The organism is Pseudoalteromonas lipolytica (assembly GCF_900116435.1).
Classification (GTDB): domain Bacteria; phylum Pseudomonadota; class Gammaproteobacteria; order Enterobacterales; family Alteromonadaceae; genus Pseudoalteromonas; species Pseudoalteromonas lipolytica.
Window position 1 is genome coordinate 85686 of sequence record NZ_FPAZ01000003.1, and the last position, 25479, is coordinate 111164.

The following is a 25479-nucleotide window of genomic DNA, read 5'->3' on the forward strand; positions in this document are numbered from 1 at the left end:
TAATTAATTAAATTCTAGTTCTACATCTTGCGCCGCCATCAGTGATAACTTGTGAATTAAGTCATCACTAGGCGTAACACACCATTCGGTTCCTAACGTAATCTCAGCCAACGCATCAGGACGTTGATAGAATACTTTAATAGGACACGTGCCAAACTTATAAGGTTCAAGCACTTTTTGTAAATTATCGAAGAAGTTCGCCTCGATCTGCACCATATTCAGCGTCATTTTAATCGCTTTTATACGCTTTTCTCGCGCTTGAGCAATGGTGCATATGTCTCTGGCGGTCATTGTAATGCCACCGGAGAAGTTATCAAAGCTGACCTGTCCAGATATTACCAAGATATTGTTAACTTGCAGCATATCTTGGTACATTTCAAACTGTTCTGGGAATAAGCGTACATCAATACGGGCACTCTTGTCATCTAAAGTTACAAGACCCCAACGATTTCCCTTTTTATTTATGAGCGTACGCGCCGCAATGACTAAGCCTGCAGCGGTTGACTGCACATCGCGATTCGTTGGCTGCAAATCAACCAAACGCCCCGAAGTATAATATTTAAGCTCTTTTCGGTACTGATTAATCGGGTGGCCCGTTAAATACAGCCCTAACGTTTCTTTTTCACCGTCTAACCATTCGTTATCCGTAAGGTCAGGGGCTTTAATAAAGGCTTGTTCAACTTCGTCTGGCTCTGTGGCTAATAAACCAAATAAATCAGCCTGACCAAGCGACTCTGCTTTATGGTGCTGGTCTGCCGCTCGCATGGCATCTTTTAAACTAGCTAACAATGTTGCGCGACCAGGCTGGGTTTTATCAGGGCCTAACTGATCCAGCGCCCCCGCATAAATAAGTTTTTCTACTACACGTTTATTTAAACGTTTTAAATCAACGCGAGCGCAAAAATCAAATAAGTCTTTAAACGGGCCGCCTTCTTTACGCGCTTCTAAAATGGCTTCTACTGGGGCTTCACCCACCCCTTTAATCGCACCAATACCGTAAACAATTTGACCTTTTAAGTTAACCGTAAACTTGTACTCACCCGCATTTACATCAGGCGGTAGCAAGGTTAACTTCATGTTTTCACATTCGTCGACCAAGGTAACAATTTTATCGGTGTTATCCATATCAGCCGACATTACGGCCGCCATAAACTCGGCCGGATAATGCGTTTTCATCCACAGAGTTTGATACGACACCAATGCATAAGCAGCGGAGTGAGATTTGTTAAAGCCGTAACCTGCGAACTTTTCGACCAAGTCGAAGATTTTTATCGCTAGTTCGCCGTCAATACCGTTCTTTTCTGCACCTTCTTCGAAGGTTGAACGCTGCTTGGCCATTTCTTCAGGTTTTTTCTTACCCATTGCACGGCGAAGCATGTCTGCGCCACCAAGGGTATAGCCTGCCAGTACCTGCGCAATCTGCATTACCTGCTCTTGATACAGGATGATGCCGTAGGTCGGCTCTAATATTGGCTGTAAGCTTTCATGTTGCCATTGTACATCGGGGTACGATATTTCTTCACGCCCATGCTTACGGTCGATAAAGTTATCTACCATGCCTGATTGCAGTGGACCCGGTCGGAATAATGCCACGAGTGCAATCATATCCTCAAAGCAGTCGGGTTTTAGACGACGAATAAGGTCTTTCATGCCGCGCGATTCTAGCTGGAAAACCGCGGTCGTCTCAGCGCGGAGCAATAAGTCAATGCTGGGTTTATCATCAAGCGGGATAGCATTGATATCAACGGGGTCTTTACCTTCGCGCGCTAAACGCTCGTTGGTCATGTCGAGCGCCCATTGCAAGATGGTTAATGTTCTTAAACCTAAGAAGTCGAACTTAACCAAGCCTGCGGTTTCAACGTCATTTTTGTCAAATTGAGTTACCGGGAACTTGCCTTCATCGTCGCAATAAAGTGCAGCAAAATCGGTGATCGTGGTGGGTGAAATTACCACCCCCCCTGCGTGTTTACCGGCATTACGTGTACACCCTTCAAGAATGCGACACATGTCGATAAGCTCTTTTACTTCTTCGTCACCGTCATAGGCTTCTTGTAAACGCGGTTCTACATCAAACGCTTTCGCAAGCGTCATACCGGGGTCGCCAGGGACTAATTTGGATATGCGATCGACAAACCCATAAGGGTGGCCAAGTACACGCCCCACATCACGAATAACCGCTTTTGCAGCCATGGTACCAAAGGTGATAATTTGCGATACCGCGTCGCGGCCATACAATGCCGATACGTGATCAATCACTTCATCACGTCTGTCCATACAGAAGTCAACGTCAAAGTCGGGCATGGATACACGTTCAGGGTTCAAGAAACGTTCGAATAGTAAGTCAAATTCAAGCGGATCTAAGTCGGTAATTTTAAGTGCATATGCAACCAACGAGCCCGCACCCGAGCCACGTCCCGGTCCCACTGGAATATTGTTATCCTTACTCCACTGGATGAACTCCATTACGATTAGGAAGTAACCCGGGAACCCCATTTGGTTAATTACATCGAGCTCGATTTGTAAGCGCTCATCGTATTCTACGCGCTTTTCTTTTCGCTCTTCTTCATCGGGGAATAAAAACTGCAATCGCTCTTCAAGACCATCTTTCGATACTTTAACTAAGAATTCATCGATTTTGAGCGAGCCCGTTGGGTAATCGGGTAAGAAATAGGTGCCCAACTGCACGGTTACGTTACAGCGTTTTGCAATTTCAACGGTGTTTTCGAGCGCTTCAGGAATATCACTAAAGAGCTCAGCCATTTGCTCAGCTGTTTTTAGGTATTGCTGATCAGAAAAACGTTTTGGTCGGCGCTTATCTTCAAGGGTGTAACCATCATGAATTGCAACACGAATTTCGTGGGCTTCGAAGTTTTCAGGTTTTAAAAACACCACCTCGTTAGTGGCCACCACGGGCAGTTGTTCTTGGCTTGCTAATTCTACCGCTAAATGAAGGTAATCTTCTTCAAATGGGCGCTCAGTCCGAATAAGCTCAATATAATAATGGTCACTAAAGTGTTGCTTATAAAAACTCACCACCGACTCAATCAGACCGGCATTGCCTTTAAGTAATGCTTTGCCTAAATCGCCATCTTTTGCACCTGATAAAATTATGAGGCCATTTTTGAGCCCCACCAGCCATTCACGGTCAATCACGGGACGGTGAAAAACATGCCCGCGTTGATACGCTTTAGAGATTAATAACGTGAGGTTTTTATAGCCTTCGTTATCTTTGGCTAAAATAGTTATTCGGCATGGTTCATCTTCGAATTCTGGGCTTCGTAACCAAAAATCAGCTCCCACAATTGGCTTAATTCCAGCGCCATGTGCAGCCCCATAAAAACGCACCAAACCACATAAGTTCATCTGGTCTGTTATGGCCAGCGCTGGCATTTGTAGCTCTTCTGCTTTGGCAACGATTGGTTTTGTTTTTGCGAGGCCATCCACCATTGAAAAATCAGAATGAACACGTAAATGAACAAATTGCGGCGCAGGCATTAGCGTTGCTCTCCTTTTAACGCCAAAATGCGCTGCACAGGTTTAAAGCTTTTGCGATGCTCATTAATAGCACCATACTGTTCTAGTGCAGCAAAATGCGCTTTGGTTGGGTAACCTTTATGTCCTGCGAAGCCGTATTCTGGATAGCGTTTATCGAGTTCAATCATTTCGTCGTCTCGGGCCACTTTCGCAAGAATTGATGCAGCCGAAATCTCTTCCACTAAGCTGTCGCCTTTTACTACCGCTTGCGCAGGTATGGTTAATTGGCTAGGAACGCGATTACCGTCAATAAATACAAACTCAGGTTTTACACTGAGTCCTTCAACCGCACGGCTCATTGCCAGCATAGTGGCATGTAAAATATTAAGCTCGTCAATTTCGCTTGGGCTACAACGACCAATGGCATAACACAGGGCTTTTTCTTTAATTTCTGCAGCTAAAAGTTGGCGTTTTTTATCCGACAATTTTTTTGAGTCGGCTAGTCCCACAATCGGTTTTGCAGGGTCGAGGATCACCGCGGCGGTTACTACGTCACCAACGAGCGGTCCACGTCCTACTTCATCAACACCGGCAATATAATTTACATGTGGTCGATCAATCTGCATTTAGTAACTCCGCGACTGCTGTTGCAGCTTGTTCGTTGGCATTTAACCTAATTTCTTTATGAATCGCTAAAAAGCGTGCTTTTAGTTCACTATTATCTGAATTTAACATAGGTGTGAGTGCATTTGTTAAATTATCAACATTACATTCTGTTTGTAGGTACTCGGGGACAAGCTCTTCATCGGCCAGTAAATTCGGTAGCGAAAAGTACTTGATGTTAAAGGTAAACAGCGTTTTAAATATCCAATAGCTCATTGGCTTTATTTTATACCCTACTACCATTGGCTTTTTATAGAGCATGCCTTCTAATGTAGCGGTCCCTGAGGCAAGTAAAATCGCATCGGCAGCTTGCATAGCAAGATTTGACTGGCCGTCGAGTAACTGTAATTTTAAATGAGGGGCTGTTTTTTCTAGAATGTCACAAAACTGAGTTTTTCGTTTTTCGTTAACGAGTGGTACCACTATTTTCAGTGCTGGGTTTTCTGCCTGTAGTTTAGCGGCGGTCTGAATGTAAGTGTCACTCAAAAGACCTACTTCGGAGCCTCGGCTGCCCGGTAAAAGCGCCAATACTTTGTCTGAATCTGATAAACCGAGTGCATTACGCGCTTTGCTCTGATCATGCTCCAGCGCAATATCATCAGCCAGCGTATGACCAACAAATGTGCAAGGCACGTTGTGTTTGTCATAAAATGCTTTTTCGAATGGTAATAAAGCCAACACTAAATTAGTTGCTGCGCTGATTTTATGAATACGCTTTTCACGCCACGCCCAAACAGAGGGGCTCACATATTGAATTGTTTTGATACCCGCTTCTTTTAGCGGCTTTTCAACACGTAAGTTAAAGTCTGGCGCATCAATACCAATAAACACATCAGGCGGATTATCTATAAAATGTTGCACGAGCTGTTTGCGAATTTTTAATAAGCGCGGTAAGCGCCCCAACACTTCAACCAGCCCCATTACCGACAACTCATCCATATCGAATAACGTTGTACAACCCGCAGCTTGCATACGCGGCCCTGCAATTCCTTCAAAAATAGCATCTGGGAAACGTACTTTAAGTGCTTTAATGAGCCCTTCACCTAAAATATCACCTGATAACTCACCTGCCACCAAGGCAATACGTAACGGCTTTGTTTGTTCTTTCATTCGTTGATAATTCGCAACTTTCTGCACTAATAAAAATGAGTTTACCGTGTTTTAGCAATCGGATAAATGTCACAGAGTTAATAAATACTAGAAATTAAAATTGCGATTAAAAGTTGCTCTAAAAGCCGTTTATAAAATAGATAAAAACAATGCCAGCACAGGGGGCTACTCACTTTTGAGTAAGTCAAAGGGGTTGAATTAGTAATTAATCACTTTCTTAAATTATAGATTAATCATTTGAAATATTTAGTTTTTATCTCTAATCTGTAGAATTAACGAACAATCGCTATCATATTAATTTCCTATTTTCTATTGACTAAAATAGATACAAGGTTAATATTCACGAAGTTTCAGTAATTACTGAAACTTTGAAAGCTATTTTTTGTCGTGTCTACCGCACCCTTTAATAAGGAGCTAAACAATGATAGATGAAACATTTGTGGATCTATCGCGATTGCAATTTGCAATTACTGCCCTCTTTCACTTTCTATTTGTACCACTCACTATAGGTATGACGTGGATTTTGGTGATCATGGAATCCGTTTATGTGATGACAGGTCGTGAAATTTACCGTGATATGACTAAGTTTTGGGGTAAGTTGTTTGGTATAAACTTTGCGATTGGTGTGGCCACTGGTCTCACTATGGAGTTTGAGTTTGGTACTAACTGGTCTTATTACTCTCACTATGTGGGTGATATTTTTGGCGCTCCTCTGGCTATTGAAGGGTTGATGGCGTTCTTTTTAGAATCGACCTTTGTCGGCATGTTTTTCCTTGGTTGGGAGCGACTCACAAAACGCCAACACCTTGCAGCGACCTTTTTAATGGCTTTAGGCACCAACCTTTCGGCATTGTGGATTTTGATTGCCAATGGTTGGATGCAGAACCCTGTGGGCGCAGAGTTTAACTATCAAACCATGCGCATGGAAATGACCAGCTTTGCAGAGCTAGTATTCAACCCCGTCGCACAGGTTAAATTTATTCATACGGTGTCTGCCGGTTATGTCGCGGCTTCAATGTTCGTACTCGGCATCAGTAGTTGGTACATACTCAAAGGTCGTGATTTGGCCTTTGCGAAACGTTCATTCTCTGTTGCATCAGGTTTTGGCCTTGCCTCTATTTTATGCGTTATTTTACTAGGAGATGAATCTGGCTACGAAGTAGGCGAAGTGCAAAAAGTTAAATTGGCTGCAATCGAGGCTGAATGGCACACAGAAGAAGCGCCCGCAGCATTTACACTGGTAGGTATTCCTGACTCTGAACAGCAAGTCACCCATGCAGCGGTTAAAATACCTTATGCGTTGGGCATTATTGCGACACGTTCGATTGATGAACAAGTCACGGGTATCAAAGATTTAGAAAAACAACACGAAACACGTATTCGTAACGGTATGCAAGCATACGAGTATCTCGAAAAATTGCGTGGTGGTGATGACTCCGCCGAGAACATTGCCAAGTTCGATACACTGAAAGCTGACCTCGGTTATGGTCTGTTGCTTAAACGCTACACTCCTAATGTGGTTGATGCCACAGAAGCGCAAATTCAGAAAGCGGTGAAAGACTCATTTCCGAAAGTGGGGCCCATGTTTTGGTCATTTAGGATAATGGTTGGCTGCGGTGTGATTATGTTAGGGGTCTTTGTACTGGCCTTTTACTATAACGCCAAACGCGTTATAGAGCATAAGCGTTGGTTACTCTGGGCCGCCGTGTGGAGTATTCCATTACCTTGGATTGCTATTGAGTTCGGTTGGATTGTTGCTGAATATGGACGTCAACCATGGGCTATTTCAGAAATATTACCCACATTTTTAGCAACCTCCTCGTTAACGGTAAATGATTTGCTGATCAGCATTACGGGCTTTATTGTATTTTACACCGGTCTAGCAACCGTTGAAGGTTGGTTGATGCTGCGCTTTGTTAAACAAGGGCCTAGCTCTTTGCACACAGGTAAATATCATCACGAACTCATTAAAGAAGACTCGCTAGCAGGCCAAGGAGTACAGTCATGATCTTTGATTACGAAACACTAAAATTAATCTGGTGGGTATTAATCGGTGTGCTCCTGATTGGCTTTGCTGTTACCGATGGCATGGATATGGGAGTGGCTATTTTGCTCCGCCTTGTTGGCAAAACAGATGTCGAGCGCCGAACCGTTATAAATACCATCGGAGCTCACTGGGATGGTAACCAAGTGTGGTTTATTACCGCTGGGGGTGCATTATTCGCTGCATGGCCTATGGTGTATGCTGCTGCATTCTCAGGCTTTTATTTTGCAATGATGCTGGTCTTATTTGCGCTGTTTTTCAGACCACTTGGGTTTGATTATCGCTCAAAAATTGAGTCAGCTCGTTGGCGAAATAACTGGGATTGGGGCTTGTTTGCAGGCAGTTTTATTCCTGCACTCGTATTTGGGGTTGCTTTTGGTAACTTGCTACAAGGTGTGCCTTATCATATTGACGATTTATTACGTGTAAGCTATCAGGGCTCATTCTTTGCTTTACTTAATCCATTTGCCATTGTTGCTGGCTTAATAAGTGTGCTTATGTTGGTTGGTCATGCGGGTATGTGGCTGCAACTTCGTACCGATGCAGACGTAGCCAAACGCTCAGCACAATATGGCCGATATGCACTTATGGCGTTTATTGTATTGTTTGCCTTAGCAGGTGTTTGGATATCGCAAATTGACGGTTATACAATCGTCAGCATGGGCGACACTCAAGGCTATGCGAACCCACTGGCTAAAACAGTAACGCAGGCACCAGGTGCATGGCTTGATAACTATACAAAAATGCCTCTAACGATGCTGTTCCCAGCGCTAACATTTGTGATGGCGGCACTGGCTATTGTGTTATCTAAATTACAAAAGCCTGCGTTAGCACTTGTTTCATCAAGCATCATGTTAGCTGGAGTTATTTTAACAGCAGGCATGTCAATGTTCCCGTTTATTATGCCTTCAAGCAACAACCCTAATATTAGTCTTACTATGTGGGATGCGGTTTCGAGCCATATGACCCTCAATGTGATGTTTGTTGTTGCCATTATTTTTGTTCCTTTAATTTTAACTTACACGACCTGGTGTTATGTGAAGATGTGGCGAAAAGTCACTATCGCTGAAATCGAAAACAACACTCACGGTAGCTATTAAGGAGATTTAATTATGTGGTATTTTGCCTGGATATTAGGTGTTCTATTAGCCTGTACACTTGGGGTAATTAACGTGATGTGGTACGAATTTCATCAACATAAAGATTCTATCGCTGATGATGAGCTAGAGCTGTACGCGAGACTCAAAAACAACGATGACAACTAAACCCCGACCAAATCGCGCGCAGCAGCAAACGCTGCGCGCTTTTTTAAAGCAGTATAGTCAGTCCGCTTCTGGGCTTCTTAAATTAAGCATTAGTCTGGGCACTTTCAATGCCCTGTTAATGATTGCCTCTTGTTACCTTCTTGCGAATGCAGTTCATCAAGTCATGTTCGAGCAAGCAAACTTGCAAGCTGTAAGCCCTTTATTATGGCCTCTTGCTGGACTAATTTTAGTTCGTGCTTTGTTGGTTGCGCTAAGTGAACGCGTGAGTAACCTTGCCGCGTTAAAAATAAAAAACGTGATGCGAAATACATTGCTAGAAAAGCTCAGCAAACTTGGGCCAGCTTACAGTGAACAAAAAGGTCACGGCGCTACACTTAATACCTTACACAATGGTGTTGAAGCACTGCATCAATATTACGCCAACTATATTCCAAGTGTTGCTTACAGTGCACTTATTCCATTTGTGATATTAGTGGTGATTTTTCCAACCGATTACAAAGCGGGCCTCATTTTCCTATTAACAGCCCCGCTTATCCCATTTTTTATGATTTTAGTGGGCCATAAGGCTGAACAGTTAAACCAAGAGCGTTGGCAACAGCTAGCGGTACTAGGAAATTACTTTTTTGACAGATTACAAGGACTGACTCAACTCAAGCTCTTTAATGCAACCAAGCGTGAGCTAAATAGCATAAGTCAGATTTCTGATGATTACCGTGGTGCGACCATGGGGGTGTTGAAAGTCGCCTTTTTATCATCTTTCGCCCTTGAATTTTTAGCCACCATTAGTGTTGCCCTTGTTGCCGTTATTATTGGCTTTAGGCTGTTTTTTGGCACGCTCGACTTTGCCACTGGTTTTGTGGTGTTATTACTGGCTCCTGAGTTTTATTTACCGCTTAGGCAAATGGGCACCCACTACCATGCAAAACTTGAAGGTATCAGCGCTGCTGCTGATATGGTCGAGATTATTAATCACAGTGAAGCAGATGAACACACGGGTACATCCCCTCTCCCATTACCGCTTAAAGACATAAAATTAACCGCACTTAGCTATCACTACCCCGAAACAAACGAAGGGGTGACAGATATCAATTTAACACTACCTAACACGGGTTTAATTGCATTTGTTGGCGAAAGTGGCTCAGGGAAAAGTACTTTATTTGACTGCCTATTAGGTTTTCATCATCACGCTAACCACGCCATTAGCATCAACGGGCAACCCTTAAGTGACACAGCTTTAAGTGATTGGCATGCACAGCTTGCATGGATCCCTCAACACGCCACTTTATTTTACCGAAGTGTTGCCGACAACCTGCGTCTAGCCAAACCTGATGCATGCCAAGACGAGCTCATTGAAGCCGCCAGTAAAGCGGGCGCACTTGAATTTATTAACGCTTTACCACATGGCTTTGATACCTTACTGGGTGAGCAAGGTGAAGGCCTCTCCGGTGGGCAAAAACAGCGCATAGCGCTTGCCCGTGCATTTTTAAAAGATGCCCCAGTTCTACTACTCGATGAACCTACAGCACATTTAGACAGCCAAACAGAACAGCTTATCAACCAAGCAATCTGTGAATATGCGAAAAATCATTTAGTCTTGGTCATTGCTCACAGACTTAATACGGTAAAGCACGCTGATACCCTTTACGTAATGCAGCAAGGCAGCATTGTAGAATCGGGCCGTTATAAACAACTGGTCAACGACGCGGGGCTATTTGCAAAACTGGTAAGTCGAGGTGAAGCCCATGCATAATTTTGTACGCTTACTTAAACTATGCAAACCGCATGCTGGCATGCTGTTACTCGGGGCTTTTTTAGCAAGCTTAACCGTGCTGGCTAATGTGGGTTTACTGGCTATTTCAGGCTGGTTTTTGGCCGCGATGGCTGCCGCTGGCATTGCCGGTGTGCAGATGAACTATTTTACTCCAGCAGGCGTGATCCGCTTTTTAGCGATTGTGCGAACCGCATCGCGTTATGGCGAGCGAATGATTACACATAACGCGACATTTTTATTATTGAGCGAGATTCGCGTAAAAATGTTCGCAACACTGAGTCGGCTCAATAATGTCGATTTAGCAATGAGCCGCAGTGCCGATTTAGTCAATCGATTACAAAACGATGTCGACGCGCTTGATAAGTTTTACTTAAATGTGCTGCTACCAATCATCGTTGCGCTTTTTACTATCCCAATTGTGATGGCGTTTATGGCAGCGTATAACGCCGACGTTGCATTGCTATGCTTTATTTCATTAATGGTTATAGGGGTGCTACTCCCGGCTTTACTAAGCCGTAAACTTCATAAAGAAGCGCATGTCGAAACACAACTTAGTGCAGAATTAAGAGCTGAACTTGCCGATACATTAAAAGGGGCAAGAGAGCTTGCTGTATATCAAGCACAAAACGCTCAACTCACGCATTGTGATTCTTTAAGCCAACAATACAATGCTCAGCTCTATAGCCGCCATAAAGCGGTTGCAAACAGCAATGGTTTAAGCACCTTGGTTATTCAACTGACTATGCTGGCAAGTGTGTTTATGATTATTCCATTGGTTTCTCTGGGCACCATGAAAAACGTTGAACTGGCTATGCTGGCGCTATTTGTTCTAGCAAGCTTTGAAACTGTACTCACCCTGCCTACAGCGTTTATAGAATTACCTCTGACCTTAAGCGCCGCAGAGCGCCTGTTCGTACTTGAAGACAATCACAGCAAAGCCAATACACAGCAAAATGAAATAGACAATCAATCAGCGCTCGGTCTTACGTTAAGTAATGTCAGTTATCAATACGCTGGAAGCACACGTAAGGCACTTAATGACATCAACGTGTCTGTCTGTGCTGCAAGCAAGGTTGCGCTGGTTGGTGCCAGTGGCAGTGGTAAAACCACGCTTGTTAATTTACTCACCGGTCTTTGGCCACTGCAATCAGGCTCTTTAAAGCTGACCACAGACGAGCACAGTTTTGAGCTTGAGAGCATGACACCTTCAGCACGCTTTAAACAACTGACAATTGTTGCGCAGCAGCATCATATTTTTGATGGCACTCTGCGTGAAAACCTACTCTATGCAGCGCCTGATGCAACAGATGAAATGCTTATTCAAGCCTGCGAACAAGCAGAACTCAGCTCTTGGCTTAACAATTTAAAGGCCGGGCTCAATACCCGTTTAGGCATAGCAGGTAGAAAGCTGTCGCACGGTCAATCACGCCGTATTGCAATTGCTCAAGCCATATTAAGGCGCGGTAATTTAGTCATTCTTGACGAACCGACAGAAAGTTTAGATAACCACACTAAATACCATTTGCTTAATACACTTGAGACAGTTTGGGCAGATAAAACGATGCTCACTATTACCCATGACCCAGCCATGCTTAGCCGGGTTGATAAGGTCATTTGGTTAGAGCAAGGGAAAATAAGAGCAGTGGCCACTCATGCAGAGTTGCTTGCAAACGAAGCTGATTATGTTGAGCTGATCACGCGTTTTTAATCGAGCTGCTCAACGGTAACGTCAATCACACCGTGCTTTAAGGAAGCAATTTCTGAAAACGCCTGCTTAGATAAATCAATAATGCGACCGCGAATAAATGGGCCGCGGTCGTTAATGGTAACAATCACACTTTTGTTGTTGGCAAGGTTCGTCACTTTGACCCGTTGGCCAAACCTAAGTGTTTTATGAGCAGCACTCAAGGCTTGTTGATTAAAGGCCTCCCCGCTTGCTGTCGTTCGACCATGGTACTTGTCAGCGTAATAACTCGCTTTACCTTTTTCTATCGCGCCCTTTGGTACGGAAGGTGCGCTACTACAGCCACTCATTAGCAAGGTCGCTAACACTAAAATAAAGAGTTTGTTCATATTGATTGTCCTTTTTAATCAATAAATTTAGCAAATCATTGCTTAGTAAAACCTGAACTACAAATACAAAAAAGCCACCTGTCGGTGGCTTTTCGTCTATCGCTATTGATTAGCGAATGATTCCGCGCTCAGAACTTTTCACAAAGTCGATCATAAGCTGAACGGCTGGGTATTTTGCTGCATCTTCGCTGAGTTCAGCGATTGCCTCTTCTACACCTAGGCTCTTACGGTAAAGTGTTTTATACGCACGGCGTGTTGCCATTATTTCATCACTTTCAAAGCCACGACGTTTCATGCCTTCTGTATTGATAGCAACGGGTCCTGCTGGGGTACCAATCGTTGTAACAAACGGAGGAACATCTTTGTTAACGCCTGAATACATGCCAACAAATGCATGTGCACCCACTTTACAAAATTGATGAATACCCGAGTTACCAGCAAGGATAACCCAATCACCAATGTGTACATGGCCTGCAACAGATGCATTATTAGCAAAAATAACGTTATCGCCAATGACGGCATCATGCGCAACATGGGTGTACGCCATAAACAAGTTATTGCTACCAATTTTAGTAACGCCTTGGTCTTGGATAGTACCACGGTGGATTGTTGCACATTCACGAATTACGTTGTTATCACCGATAATTAACGTAGTTGGCTCATTAGCATATTTTTTGTCTTGGCAAGCTTCACCAACCGATGCAAATTGAAAAATATGGTTACCAGAACCTATTGTCGATGGGCCTTTAACAACCACATGAGACTCAATGATACAGTTATCACCAATTTCTACATCATTACCAATGTAGCTGTATGGGCCAACTGAAACATTATTTCCAAGCTTCGCACCTGGTTCGATTATCGCCGTAGGATGGATCACTGTTAAAACTCTCTTCTCGCACACATGATTTCGGCAGTACACACTACTTTGCCGTCAACTTTTGCTTCTGCTGCAAATTTCCATATATTGCGGCGCTCTTTTACAAACTCTACATGCAAATGCATCGTATCGCCAGGTAAAACGGGTTGCTTGAATCGCGCATTATCAATCGCAGCAAATAAATAAAGTTCATTTTCGCTGCGGTTTTCAACTGTTTTAAAACCAAGTAAACCAGTCGCTTGAGCCATTGCTTCTAAAATCAACACACCTGGGAAGATTGGTTGATTAGGAAAATGTCCCGTAAAAATAGGTTCATTCACTGTTACATTTTTAATAGCATGTAACGACTCGCCTGGCGTGTAATCTAGTACACGGTCAACAAGCAACATCGGATAACGATGTGGAAGTAAACTCAAGATATCTTGGATATCAAGACTATTTAATTCATTTGCCAAAATAGCTTCCTTATTTGTCTTCAATATTGAGTGACTTTGTCAGTGACTCAAGTGCTTTAATGCGGTCTTTCATATCACCTAAATTACGGATATGGGCGATACTGCGTCGCCATTCTTTATTGGTTAGATGCGGTAAACCAGATGAGTAGATCCCAGGTTCAGTGATTGCCTTTGTCACCATACTCATGCCCGTGATTATAGCACCATCGCATACGCTAATGTGACCATTAATTGCGACCATGCCACCAATCTGACAATTCTTACCAATCACGGTACTGCCAGCAAAAACAGTGCAACCAGCAACGGCTGTACCTGAACCGATCTCGACATTATGCGCTATTTGACATTGATTATCGATAATTACATTACTATGGATGAGTGTGTCGTCAAGTGCACCACGGTCAATGGTGGTCGATGCCCCAACTTCAACTTTATCACCTATAATAACGCGACCCAGCTGCGGAATTTTCACCCACTCGCCACGCTCATTTGCATAGCCAAACCCGTCACTGCCGACCACGGTATTCGCCTGAAATAAGCAGTCACTGCCAATTTCAACGTCGTGGTAAATAGTGACATTAGCCCAAAGTTTAGTGCCTTGACCTATTTTTGCATTTTCGCCAATGAAACAACCTGGGCCAATTTGCACATCATTTGCAATCACGGCACCGGCTTCAATCACGACGTTAGCAGCAATCGCGACATTATCACCAATTGAGGCTGAATCGTGAATGACTGCACTCGGATGAACACCCGTCATAGCAGAGCGTGGCGTCGTGTCCATTAATTGAGCTAGCTTGGCGTAGCACACGTACGGGTTAGCAACAATAATCTTGTTACCCGCAAAATACTCAGCGTCGGCAGGTGATAAGATCACCGCACTGGCTTGGGTATCATCTAATTGCGAGCGATATTTCTTGTTCGCTAAAAATGCAATATGCCCAGTACGGGCATTTGCAAGTGTTGATATTTTTTTAATCTCTGTAGCGCCATCACCCTGAAGTTCGGCGCCCAGAAGATCCGCAATCTGCGAAAGCGTGTAGTTTTGCATATATGGTTTCTATTGCTTACTTACTTTTTCAACTACTTTATCTGATAAATCAGATACTGTTTTAGAGTTAACGTAAATTGTTGTTTCTTTCACTTTTACTTCGTCAAACTTGCCAGCTTTAGCAACTTCTTCAATTGCATCTAAGATTAGCTTTTGTACTTTCGCTAATTCTTGGTTTTGACGCATTTTGATTTCTTGCTCTAAAGGACGGCCTTTTTCTGCAAGTTGTTGTTGCATACCTTGAATCTTAGTACGTAATTCTTCTTTTTGCTTGTCGCTCATTGTCGTTGCTTCACGCTTGAACTTTTCAGCTTCAAAACGGATATCACCTTGCAGCTTTTCAAGCTCCTGACGACGCTCTGAGAATTCAGCTTCAAGTGTTTGTTCAACTTTCGCCATTTGAGGGATTTGTTTATAGATTTCTTGCATGTCTACAATCCCTACCTTGTGCGCAAAAGCATTAGTAGATAGGCCCATAGACAATGTAGCAAGAAGTGCAAACGCTGTTGATTTAAATGATTTTTTCACAAAAAACTCCTTTAGAATGTATTACTAATATTAAAGCTGATGGTCTTCGTATCGTCATCTTCTTCTTTTTGCAATGGATACGCAAAACTGATCAGCATTGGACCCATTGGAGAGATCCATTGTAGTGATAGACCGGTTGACACCCTAAAGCGCATAGGATCTGAATAATCCTCTAATTTAGCGCGTTGATCAGGTAACAAGTTTTGATAACGGTCAATGTTAAACTCTGTATCCCATACGTTCGCAGCATCCACGAAGAAGCTTGTACGTACAGAGCTGGTGTTTTCTTCATCTAAGAAAGGCGTAGGAACAATAAGCTCCATACCTGCAACCGCTTTGGCGTTACCACCAATTCGGCCTCGAGGTATTAATACATCAAATTCTGATGCACCACCAATACTGCCTGTTGTTGTGCCATCAGGCAGCGGTGTGCCCGGAATACTTTGTGGCTCACGAGACACCGCGCGCGGTAGAATTGTATTACGGTCAAAGCCACGCAGTTCCATCTCGGTGATACGGAAAAACTCTTGGAAAGGCAGCGTTTGGTCATAACCATTTGTTGTGCCATAACCATTACCATAAGCAAGGGCTGCACGCGTTGAGAATACCCAACGATGGTCATTACTGATTGGCCAGTAAAAACGTGAATCATAATTTAGCTTAAAGTAAGTTAAATCTGAATTCGGCGTTGTACCAGTTAAGTTAAATGACTGACGCGAACCCGCTGTTGGGAATAAACCACGGTTTACAGTAACACGCGACCACCCTGCACTCAGCTCAAACTTGGTAAAGTCGAAACCTGCATCTGGATTTTCTGGGTCTAAGAAGGTTTCACGCATTACACGTGTTTGCTCATATTCTGCAATATCAGACAGTTCTTCTTGAATCCAACGGAAACCAAAGTTAATACGGTTCACCGCATCAATTGGGAAGCCAATATTGGTACCAATACCATAACTCTTCGATTTATAGTCGATAAGACTAAATTTGCTCGCATCATAGTTGCTATAGAAGATACTACTTCCTTGCGATACACCATCCGGCGTAAAGTAAGGGTCGGTATACGACAAGCTGATACGCTCAGAACCACGTGAGGTATTAATGTTAAAGCCAATTTGGTTACCGGTGCCTAAGAAGTTTGATTCACTCACACCAATATTAAATTGCAAACCCAAGTATGAACCATACGCAAGGCCCGCATTAAAGCTACCAGCAGATTGTTCTTTAACCGTAAAGTCTACATCAACTTGGTCGTCAACACCGGGAACTGGCACCACATTAAAATCAACACTTTCCATGTATGGAAGACGTTGAATTTGTAATTTTGAACGCTCAAGATTTTGATTTGAAAGCCATGCACCTTCAAGCTGTGTCATCTCACGACGAACAACTTCATCCGCAGTATTTTGGTTACCACCAACAATGATTCGGCGAACATACACACGCTTACCTGGATTAACAGACAGTGTCAGTTGCACTTCTTTCTTTTCATCATCAATCTCAGGAATGGTGCGCACTTCTGCGTTTGCATAACCAAAACGTGCTAAGTAGCTTTTGATAAATTCTTCAGATGACGTAACCACTGAGCCATTATAAAGCTCACCAGTTTTTAGCGGTATAACACTCTTAATTAGCTCTTCTCGACCTAATAAATCACCGATGAAGTCAAAACCCTTTACGGTGTATTTTACACCTTCGCTAATATTAGCGGTTACATAAACAGAATCGCGCTCAGGGCTAACCGATACCTGTGTTGAATCGATATTAAAACGCAGGTAACCACGGTCTAAGTAGTAACTACGAATTTTCTCTAAATCGCCTTCGATAGTTTGCTTTTGATAACGGTCACTCGACATAAACTTCCACCACGGCAAGTCTTGTTGTGACTCAGCAAGTTTTAGCAATTCTTCGTCAGAGAATAATTCGTTACCCACGAGGTTTATTTGACGAATTGACGCGGCGTCACCTTCATCAAACTTAAATAATAATTTTACACGGTTACGTGGCAGCTTTGTGATGCTAACTTCCACTTTTGCATTGTATTTACCAATACTGTGGAAAAACTCAACTAAGCCTTTTTCAATGTTATCAAGTACCGTTTTATCAAGCGGCTCACCAGTACGAATATCTTGCTGGTCTAGCGACTCGTTTAACTGCTCATCTTTGATGTCTTTGTTACCATCAAACTCAATGAGGCTAATCGTAGGGCGCTCAGTTACTCGAAAAATGACGTTATTACCGTCACGTAACGCTTTAATATTGTCAAAGTGACCAGAGCGATAGAGAGCCTTTATGGTTCTTGAAATTGTGTACTCATCAATATTATCGCCCACGTTGATCGGAATATGGGTTAGCGCTGCACCTAGAGCAACACGTTGTAAACCTTCAACTTTTAAATCTTCTACAATAAAGGAGTTTTGGCCTAGGGCTGCAAAGCTTGCACCTAATAAACTTGAAACTGCCAAATGTTTTTTTATAGCCATTTTGTTATCTTTATCCTTTACAACTGTATTACCGCTCAACACCTTATAAATTAAACTTTTGCGGTGTTTTACAATCGTGTTCAAATTGGAATTTTTCACTTATTTGTTATAAACGCGATACATCATTGAACAAAGCGAAACATGTTAAAAATATGAGTAGCAAGGCACCCACTTTAAAACCAAATTCTTGCGTCTTTTCAGAGACCGGCTTTTTGCGAAAAAGTTCAATTATGTAATACATTAAGTGCCCACCATCAAGCACTGGCAACGGTAATAAGTTAAATACGCCAAGGTTTACACTGATCAAAGCTAAAAAGCTTAAAAATGCAACCAAGCCATAGCTTACGCTAGTTCCCGCTCCAACTGCAATGCCTACAGGGCCACTTAAATTTTTAACCGAGACTTGACCTGTAATTAAATTACCAATCATGTCAAAACTTAGGGTGATTAAACGCCATGTTTCTTGTATGCCCAGCACAATACTATCGACAGGGCCATAATGTCTAGTTTCAATATAATTTTCTGGCCATGCTTCAACTACAGGAGCCACACCTAAAAAGCCCTGCGCTACACCATCTGCATTGGTTCTGCTCTGAGGTGTCACAGTCAACTTTCTTATACTATCTTGCCTTTGTACACTAAATTGTAAGGATTTGTTAGGTGATTGCTGAATAACTGAAACTAACTGGGTCCAACTGCTGATATTTTCGCCATTTACAGCCACAATTGTGTCATTAACCTGTAAACCAGCCAGCTCAGCGGCTGAGTCTTTAGTGATTTGCGCAACGGTTAATGTTGCTTCAGGTCTAAAGGGCACAATACCGATTGAGGTCAATGGTGGGACATCTTGCTGATCAAGTTTCCAACCATCTAGATTTAAAGTGCGGACATGTTTTTGGTAATTCTGATCACGTAATGTGACGACCACACTTTGCTCACCTAAACGGCTCATTAATGAGAATGTGGCATCTTGCCAAGTGCTGATATCATCTTCACCAATTTTGATAATTTGCTGATTAGGTTCGATCTTAGCCGCTGCTGCACGACTGCCCTCGGTTACAGACCCCACCACAGGCTTTAATGATTGCACACCGACCATGTACATTACAGCAAGTGCAAAAATAGCAAACAAAAAATTGGCCATAGGACCTGCTGCTACAATCGCAATTCGCGCTTTCACTGACTTAGCATTAAATGATAAATGACGCTCTTCAGCAGGCACTTCATCGACACGCTCATCCAGCATTTTAACGTAGCCACCAAGGGGAATAGCAGCGATAACATATTCTGTTTTGTGTTTGTCGTACCACTTAATCAGTGGTTTACCGAAACCTATTGAGAAACGTAGCACTTTTACACCCGCTTTACGGGCTACCCAAAAATGCCCATACTCATGGACAGTCACTAAAATACCCAGTGCCAAGATAAACGAACCAAGGTTCCAGAAAAAATCAAACATGTTAGTTCAGACCCCTTTTTATAAACTCACTCGCTTTGATACGTGCAGCTTCATCACACGCTAAAATCTCTTCCAGCGTGTGTACGTTCACATCTTCAGTCGCGTTGAGTGTCTGTGAGTTTATACGGTAAATATCAGTGAAACCGATTTGCCCATTTAAAAATGCAGCAACGGCAATCTCATTCGCAGCATTGACTGTTGTTGTTGCACCCTGTCCCATTTCACACGCATCAATCGCCAGTTTAAGGTTAGGGTAACGAGCATAATCAGGTTTGGTAAATGTAAAATCAGCAATCTGAGAAAAATCAAGCGGCTTAACCCCTGCATCAACACGTTCAGGAAACGCCAGTGCATGCGCTATCGGTGTACGCATATCAGGATTCCCCATTTGCGCAAGCACCGAACCATCTTGATATTGCACCATAGAATGAATGATACTTTGTGGGTGGATCACCACTTCAATATCGCTGGCATGGCAATTAAACAGCCATTTAGCCTCGATAAACTCAAGCCCTTTATTCATCATGGTTGCTGAGTCGACTGAGATTTTTTGTCCCATAGACCAATTTGGGTGCGCAACAGCTTCTGCCACAGTCACCGATGACAAACTCTTTAAGTCACGCGTCAAAAATGGCCCACCAGAACCTGTCAGTAATATTTTACTCACGCCGTTGTCTGACAGTAACCCCGCAGTGGCTTGCAGTTTTGCTGGCATACATTGAAAAATAGCATTATGTTCGCTGTCAATCGGCAACAAGGTTGCACCGTGTTGTTTTACTTTATCAATAAACAACTGACCCGACATAACTAACGATTCTTTATTGGCAAGCAGTACTTTTTTACCTGCTTCAACCGCACTTAACGTGGGTAATAGACCTGCCGCGCCGACAATGGCCGACATAACTGTATCAACATCAACATGCGCCGACAGCTCACTCATAGCAGTGACACCCGCGAGCACAGCTGTTGTACAAGCGGTATTAGCTAACAACGATTTTAATTTATTTGCAGCGTTCTCATCCGCCATCACTGCAAATTTAGGCTGATGCGTAATACACAACTCTGCCATTTTTTCTGCATTTTGCCCCGCGGTTAATGCAAAAACAGCAAAACGATCTGTATTTCTAGAAACAACGTCTAAGGTGCTTAAACCGATTGAGCCAGTTGCGCCAAGTACGACAAGCTGTTCTATTTTGCTCATAAACTTAACGTCCATGCATAACAAAGCACAAAAATAGGCGCTGCAGCTGTTAAACTGTCAATACGGTCCAAAATGCCGCCATGACCGGGTAGGCATGAGCCACTGTCTTTTAAGCCGACTTCACGTTTAAACATACTTTCTAATAAATCACCGACTGCTGAAAACAAGGCGATAAACGCGGTCATTACGGCGTAGATTGGCCATACTGCCATGTCTACATTGGTAAAGTGACAAAACGCCAAAACAAAAATAACCGCGGCAACAATGCCCCCCAATAGACCTTCAATCGTCTTATTTGGGCTGACTTTCGGCATGAGCTTGCGTTTACCTAGGTTTTTTCCGGTGAAATAAGCGCCGATGTCTGCGCTCCATACAATACCTAGCACGACTAAAATAAGCACTGATCCAAAATGCGTCGACTCGGTATACCCTGCACTTCTTAAGGTATTGAGCGCAAGCCACAACGGTACTAAAGTAAGGAATCCTGCAATCGCGCGCATGAGAATGCCTTCATTCCATGCTTTTGCCATGGCTGGGTAGCGCCATACTAAGTACGTCGCAACAATCCACCATGCAAATGAAAGGGTAAATAAATAGTTCGCGTCACCAACAAGCTGACCATTTTGCCACAACGCTTCAATAGGCCAATGCCAATTGAAAAGAGCAAGAATGACCGCCGTGGCTGCCACAAATGAAAAACGTTTAATTTTATCGCACAGGCCCATAAAAGCTGACCATTCCCACGCACCAAGTAAAACAATACCAGCGGCGATATAACTAAATAATGTTAGTGGGGTATAAAAAACCAGTACAAGTGCAAGCGGTGCCAGCACCAGCGAGGTTAAAATTCGTTGTTTAAGCAATGTGTGTACCTTCAACTAGTAATTAGGTCTCGGCGAGTAATTGTTTTATTTGTTCGCCGGTACAACCAAATCGTCGCTCTCTGGCAACGTAACATGCGACAGCATCAGCAAAAGCAGCTTCATTGAAGTCTGGCCAAAGCGTATCGGTAAAGTAAAGCTCAGCATAGGCAGCTTGCCATAAAAGAAAATTACTAATGCGTAAATCACCACCAGTGCGGATCATTAAATCAAGCTCACCTTGACCTGCCATACTCATGTGTTCATTCATGAGGTCTTCTGTAATCTCTTCAGCTGCTAATTCACCCGCAGCGACTTTTTTCGCAAGTGCGGTTGCTGCGTTGGTTATATCCCAACGACCGCCATAGTTAGCTGCAACATTTAATTGTAGACCCGTATTATTACGAGTTAATTCATGGGCTGCATCAACTTTGTTTCGCAAACTTTCTGAAAAGCGCGATAAATCACCAATAATAGTGAGCTTTACATTATTCTTATGAAGTTTTTTAACTTCTTTGCCCAGTACGAATAAAAACAGTTCCATGAGTGTATTTACTTCGTCTTCTGGACGTCGCCAATTTTCACTACTAAATGCGAATAGTGTTAACGACTGTATACCTAAGCGAGTACAAAATTGCACTGATTGACGAACCGCATCAACGCCCTTTTTATGCCCATATACACGTGGGCGATTTTTCGCTTGCGCCCAACGACCGTTGCCATCCATGATTATAGCGACATGCTTAGGCAAACTTTGCTGGGAAATTTTATCAGCGTTAAGAACCATAAATATCGAGTATTCCATAAAAAAACGCCGTCTAGTATACCCCAGACGGCGTTTCAAAACTAATAAATTTAGTTGCTTAGATTTCCATCAACTCTGCTTCTTTCGCAGCCAGCTGTGTATCCATCTCTTTGATGAATTTGTCCGTTAGCTTTTGAATTTCATCTTCAGCTTGGCGCGCTTCATCTTCAGAAATATCTTTATCTTTCAATAAGCTCTTAATATCGCCATTAGCATCACGACGAATATTACGAATGGCAACACGGCCACCTTCAACTTCACCACGCACAATTTTGATAAGGTCTTTACGACGCTCTTCTGTGAGTGGAGGAAGTGGTACACGGATTACAGTACCTGCTGACATAGGGTTTAAACCTAGGTCAGATGCCATAATTGCTTTTTCTACCGCTTGTGCAAGCGACTTATCAAACACACTAATTGCAAGAGTACGAGAATCTTCAATCGTCACATTTGCAACTTGGTTTAATGGCGTGTCTGCACCGTAGTAAGACACTTGAATGCCGTCTAGTAATGCTGGGTGAGCACGACCTGTACGAATTTTAGATAATTGACTGCCTAGTGCCGCAACACTTTTTTGCATGCGCTCTGACGCATCTTTTTTGATATCGTTAATCACGGTTCAATCCTAATCTATTTAACAATTTCATCTGAGGCTTGTGAAGAGATAAGCGTTCCTTCATCTTCGCCCATAATAACACGCTTAAGCGCGCCTGATTTATTCATATTAAAAACGCTTAAAGGCATTTTGTGGTCACGTGCAAGTGTGAATGCCGCCAAATCCATCACCTTTAACTCTTTTTCGATGATCTCATTGTAGCTTAAGTGGCGATATAGTGTAGCTTCTGGGTTTTTAACTGGGTCATCAGAATAAACACCATCTACTTTCGTTGCTTTGATCACGGTGTCAGCTTCAATTTCAATACCACGTAAACACGCAGCAGAATCTGTTGTAAAGAATGGATTACCTGTGCCCGCAGCAAAAATAACAACACGGCCAGATTTTAATAAGCTAATCGCTTCAGCCCAGTTGTATGCATCACACACACCATTAAGTGGAATAGCAGACATTAGACGACAATTAACAAATGCACGGTGAAGCGCATCACGCATCGCTAAACCATTCATTACAGTCGCTAACATACCCATGTGGTCACCTACAACGCGGTTCATACCCGCTTCGGCTAATGAACCACCACGCAAGAAGTTACCGCCACCGATAACTAAACCTACTTCTACGTCGAGCTCTACAAGTTCTTTAATTTCTTGCGCCATACGGTCAAGTACTTTCGGGTCGATGCCGAAGCCTTCGTCTCCCATTAATGCTTCACCGCTAAGTTTAAGAAGAACACGTCTAAAAATAGGTTTACGATTGATAGTCATAGTATTTGGGCCAGCCTTAATAATGAGATAAAAAATAACCGCGCTTATGGTTACACATAAAACGCGGTTATTTTAAAGAATTTTCGTCAGTGACGCAAAAGCTAATAGCAGATTAATTTCATCTAATTATCGTTGCGTCACTTACGTTGAAAATTACTCGCCTTTTGCAGCAGCGATTTGTGCAGCAACTTCAGCAGCGAAATCTTCTTCTTTACGCTCGATACCTTCACCAACTTCTAAACGGATGAAGTTAGTAACAGTTGCGCCTTTCTCTTTAAGAATTTCACCAACAGTTTTCTTAGGTTCCATGATGAAAGCTTGACCAGTAAGAGAGATCTCACCAGTGAATTTCTTCATACGACCAACAACCATTTTCTCAGCGATTTCAGCAGGCTTGCCTTCGTTCATCGCGATGTCGATTTGAACTGCTTTTTCTTTTTCAACAACGTCAGCTGGAACGTCTTCTGGGTTTACGAACTCAGGCTTAGACGCAGCAACGTGCATTGCAACGTGCTTAAGTGTTTCTTCGTCAGCATCACCTACTACAACAACACCGATACGGTCGCCGTGGCGGTATGCAGATAGTTTTTCACCGTCGATGTACTCAACGCGACGAACGTTGATGTTTTCACCGATTTTAGCAACAAGTGCAACACGTGTTTCTTCGAACTGTGCTTTAAGTGCATCGATGTCTGCTTTTGATTCAACAGCAGCATCTAAAACTTCGTTAGCAAAACCAAGGAAGTTTGAGTCTTTAGCAACGAAGTCAGTTTGACAGTTAACTTCAAGAAGTGCAGCGAAACCGTTGCCTTCTTTGATAAGGATTGTACCTTCAGCAGCGATGTTACCCGCTTTTTTAGCAGCCTTTGCAGCACCGCTCTTACGCATGTTTTCGATCGCTAACTCAATGTCACCGTTAGTTTCAGTTAACGCTTTTTTACAATCCATCATGCCAGCGCCAGTACGCTCGCGTAATTCTTTAACTAGGGCAGCAGTTACAGCCATTAGAATATCCTCAATTGAATTCTGTTATTAGGGAAGCGGTATAGGCCGCTTTACAAGAATAACAAGTCTTCACCTTAAGTAAGATGAAGACTTGATGACAGCTAATTATTCAGCTTCTACGAAGTCGTCTTTCTCAGCTTGAGCAACGATGTTGTTCTCACGACCTTCAGTGATCGCAGCTGCAACAGCACTTGTGTAAAGGTTGATAGCACGGATCGCATCGTCGTTACCAGGTACGATGTAATCAACACCGTCTGGGTTAGAGTTAGTATCAACGATAGCAACAACTGGAATACCTAGGTTGTTAGCTTCACGGATAGCGATGTGCTCGTGGTCTGCATCGATAACGAAAAGTGCGTCAGGAAGACCGCCCATATCTTTGATACCACCAAGGCTCTTTTCAAGCTTTTCCATTTCACGAGTAAGCATTAACGCTTCTTTCTTAGTTAATTTCTCGAAAGTACCGTCTTGGCTTTGTGCTTCAAGGTCTTTAAGACGCTTGATTGATTGGCGAACTGTTTTCCAGTTAGTCAACATACCACCTAACCAACGGTGGTTTACGTAGAACTGATCGCTTTGAAGAGCTGCTTCTTTAACTGCTTCGCTTGCTGCGCGCTTAGTACCAACGAAAAGTACTTTACCTTTGTTAGAAGCTGCGTTCGATAAGAACTTAAGTGCTTCGTTGAACATTGGTACAGTTTGCTCTAGGTTGATGATATGTACACGGTTACGAGCGCCGAAGATGAAAGGCTTCATCTTAGGATTCCAGTAACGTGCTTGGTGACCAAAGTGAACACCAGCTTGAAGCATATCGCGCATTGAAACGTTTGCCATTTGTAAATTCCTCTAATAGTTTAGGGTTAGGCCTCCACATATCCCATAGCACCAACACCTAAGTTAATTTGTAACTTATGTGCACCCAAGTGTATGTGACGATACGTGTGTGTGTTAAAATAAAATTGTGTTTGTCTT

22 protein-coding genes are annotated in these 25479 nt (G+C 43.0%); 5 read left to right on the forward strand and 17 right to left on the reverse strand.

Features of this window, described 5'->3' with window-relative positions; all coding sequences use genetic code 11:
• Positions 1-3: 3 nt before the first annotated feature.
• From dnaE to lpxB, 3 genes are read right to left on the reverse strand one after another with little or no spacing between them, the layout of a single operon-like run.
• On the reverse strand, positions 4-3495 hold the full coding sequence (gene dnaE, locus BM378_RS03355; protein WP_074988618.1) for a DNA polymerase III subunit alpha: 3492 nt from the start codon (positions 3493-3495) through the stop codon (positions 4-6).
• A complete protein-coding gene (rnhB, locus tag BM378_RS03360) occupies positions 3495-4100 on the reverse strand; it encodes a ribonuclease HII (RefSeq protein WP_065979760.1) in 606 nt (201 codons plus the stop codon). The genes dnaE and rnhB overlap by 1 nt, the downstream gene beginning before the upstream one ends.
• Entirely contained in the window at positions 4090-5247 is a 1158-nt protein-coding gene (lpxB, locus tag BM378_RS03365) for a lipid-A-disaccharide synthase (protein ID WP_036969702.1), read from the reverse strand. The genes rnhB and lpxB overlap by 11 nt, the downstream gene beginning before the upstream one ends.
• A gap of 421 nt (positions 5248-5668) precedes the next feature.
• On the opposite strand from lpxB, the gene BM378_RS03370 reads away from it, so the two are divergent.
• From BM378_RS03370 to cydC, 5 genes are read left to right on the forward strand one after another with little or no spacing between them, the layout of a single operon-like run.
• On the forward strand, positions 5669-7255 hold the full coding sequence (locus tag BM378_RS03370) for a cytochrome ubiquinol oxidase subunit I (protein WP_065979759.1): 1587 nt from the start codon (positions 5669-5671) through the stop codon (positions 7253-7255).
• The gene (gene cydB, locus BM378_RS03375; RefSeq protein ID WP_074988619.1) at positions 7252-8391 is read left to right on the forward strand and encodes a cytochrome d ubiquinol oxidase subunit II; all 1140 of its coding nucleotides are present in this window, start codon (positions 7252-7254) and stop codon (positions 8389-8391) included. The genes BM378_RS03370 and cydB overlap by 4 nt, the downstream gene beginning before the upstream one ends.
• 12 nt (positions 8392-8403) lie before the next feature.
• Positions 8404-8556, forward strand: coding sequence for a cytochrome bd-I oxidase subunit CydX (cydX, locus tag BM378_RS03380; RefSeq protein WP_036969707.1), 153 nt, complete (start codon positions 8404-8406; stop codon positions 8554-8556).
• Positions 8546-10306, forward strand: coding sequence for a thiol reductant ABC exporter subunit CydD (cydD, locus tag BM378_RS03385; RefSeq protein WP_074988620.1), 1761 nt, complete (start codon positions 8546-8548; stop codon positions 10304-10306). Before cydX ends, cydD begins: the two co-directional genes overlap by 11 nt.
• A complete protein-coding gene (cydC, locus tag BM378_RS03390) occupies positions 10299-12035 on the forward strand; it encodes a thiol reductant ABC exporter subunit CydC (protein ID WP_036969711.1) in 1737 nt (578 codons plus the stop codon). The genes cydD and cydC overlap by 8 nt, the downstream gene beginning before the upstream one ends.
• Here cydC and BM378_RS03395 read toward each other — a convergent pair.
• The 14 genes from BM378_RS03395 to rpsB form a co-directional block, all read right to left on the reverse strand.
• Positions 12032-12406 carry a septal ring lytic transglycosylase RlpA family protein gene (locus BM378_RS03395; protein WP_141687274.1) on the reverse strand — a complete coding sequence of 125 codons (375 nt, stop codon included), beginning with the start codon at positions 12404-12406 and terminating at the stop codon, positions 12032-12034. The two genes, cydC and BM378_RS03395, sit on opposite strands and share 4 nt — an antisense overlap.
• 103 nt (positions 12407-12509) lie before the next feature.
• Positions 12510-13280, reverse strand: coding sequence for an acyl-ACP--UDP-N-acetylglucosamine O-acyltransferase (gene lpxA / locus BM378_RS03400; RefSeq protein WP_036969713.1), 771 nt, complete (start codon positions 13278-13280; stop codon positions 12510-12512).
• A gap of 2 nt (positions 13281-13282) precedes the next feature.
• On the reverse strand, positions 13283-13735 hold the full coding sequence (fabZ, locus tag BM378_RS03405; protein ID WP_036969715.1) for a 3-hydroxyacyl-ACP dehydratase FabZ: 453 nt from the start codon (positions 13733-13735) through the stop codon (positions 13283-13285).
• A 10-nt stretch (positions 13736-13745) separates the two neighbouring features.
• The gene (gene lpxD, locus BM378_RS03410) at positions 13746-14786 is read right to left on the reverse strand and encodes a UDP-3-O-(3-hydroxymyristoyl)glucosamine N-acyltransferase (RefSeq protein ID WP_036969718.1); all 1041 of its coding nucleotides are present in this window, start codon (positions 14784-14786) and stop codon (positions 13746-13748) included.
• Between the two features lie 9 nt (positions 14787-14795).
• Positions 14796-15314 (reverse strand): OmpH/Skp family outer membrane protein, encoded by a 519-nt coding sequence (locus tag BM378_RS03415; RefSeq protein WP_036969722.1) that lies wholly within the window; start codon positions 15312-15314, stop codon positions 14796-14798.
• An 11-nt stretch (positions 15315-15325) separates the two neighbouring features.
• Positions 15326-17797: an outer membrane protein assembly factor BamA gene (gene bamA, locus BM378_RS03420; protein WP_036969730.1), complete on the reverse strand. Its 2472-nt coding sequence runs from the start codon at positions 17795-17797 to the stop codon at positions 15326-15328.
• Between the two features lie 106 nt (positions 17798-17903).
• Positions 17904-19256, reverse strand: coding sequence for a sigma E protease regulator RseP (gene rseP, locus BM378_RS03425; RefSeq protein ID WP_036969731.1), 1353 nt, complete (start codon positions 19254-19256; stop codon positions 17904-17906).
• A 1-nt stretch (position 19257) separates the two neighbouring features.
• On the reverse strand, positions 19258-20457 hold the full coding sequence (ispC, locus tag BM378_RS03430; RefSeq protein WP_074988621.1) for a 1-deoxy-D-xylulose-5-phosphate reductoisomerase: 1200 nt from the start codon (positions 20455-20457) through the stop codon (positions 19258-19260).
• Positions 20454-21320, reverse strand: coding sequence for a phosphatidate cytidylyltransferase (locus tag BM378_RS03435; protein WP_036969733.1), 867 nt, complete (start codon positions 21318-21320; stop codon positions 20454-20456). Before BM378_RS03435 ends, ispC begins: the two co-directional genes overlap by 4 nt.
• A gap of 22 nt (positions 21321-21342) precedes the next feature.
• Positions 21343-22122, reverse strand: a complete 780-nt coding sequence (gene uppS / locus BM378_RS03440; protein ID WP_036969734.1) for an undecaprenyl pyrophosphate synthase — start codon at positions 22120-22122, stop codon at positions 21343-21345.
• Between the two features lie 58 nt (positions 22123-22180).
• Positions 22181-22738, reverse strand: a complete 558-nt coding sequence (frr, locus tag BM378_RS03445) for a ribosome recycling factor (RefSeq protein ID WP_036969745.1) — start codon at positions 22736-22738, stop codon at positions 22181-22183.
• Between the two features lie 14 nt (positions 22739-22752).
• The gene (gene pyrH / locus BM378_RS03450; RefSeq protein WP_036969747.1) at positions 22753-23502 is read right to left on the reverse strand and encodes a UMP kinase; all 750 of its coding nucleotides are present in this window, start codon (positions 23500-23502) and stop codon (positions 22753-22755) included.
• A gap of 153 nt (positions 23503-23655) precedes the next feature.
• Complete coding sequence (gene tsf / locus BM378_RS03455; RefSeq protein ID WP_036969749.1) at positions 23656-24507, reverse strand: translation elongation factor Ts; 852 nt, start codon at positions 24505-24507, stop codon at positions 23656-23658.
• Positions 24508-24612: 105 nt separating this feature from the next.
• Positions 24613-25341 (reverse strand): 30S ribosomal protein S2, encoded by a 729-nt coding sequence (rpsB, locus tag BM378_RS03460; protein ID WP_036969753.1) that lies wholly within the window; start codon positions 25339-25341, stop codon positions 24613-24615.
• Positions 25342-25479: the final 138 nt, after the last annotated feature.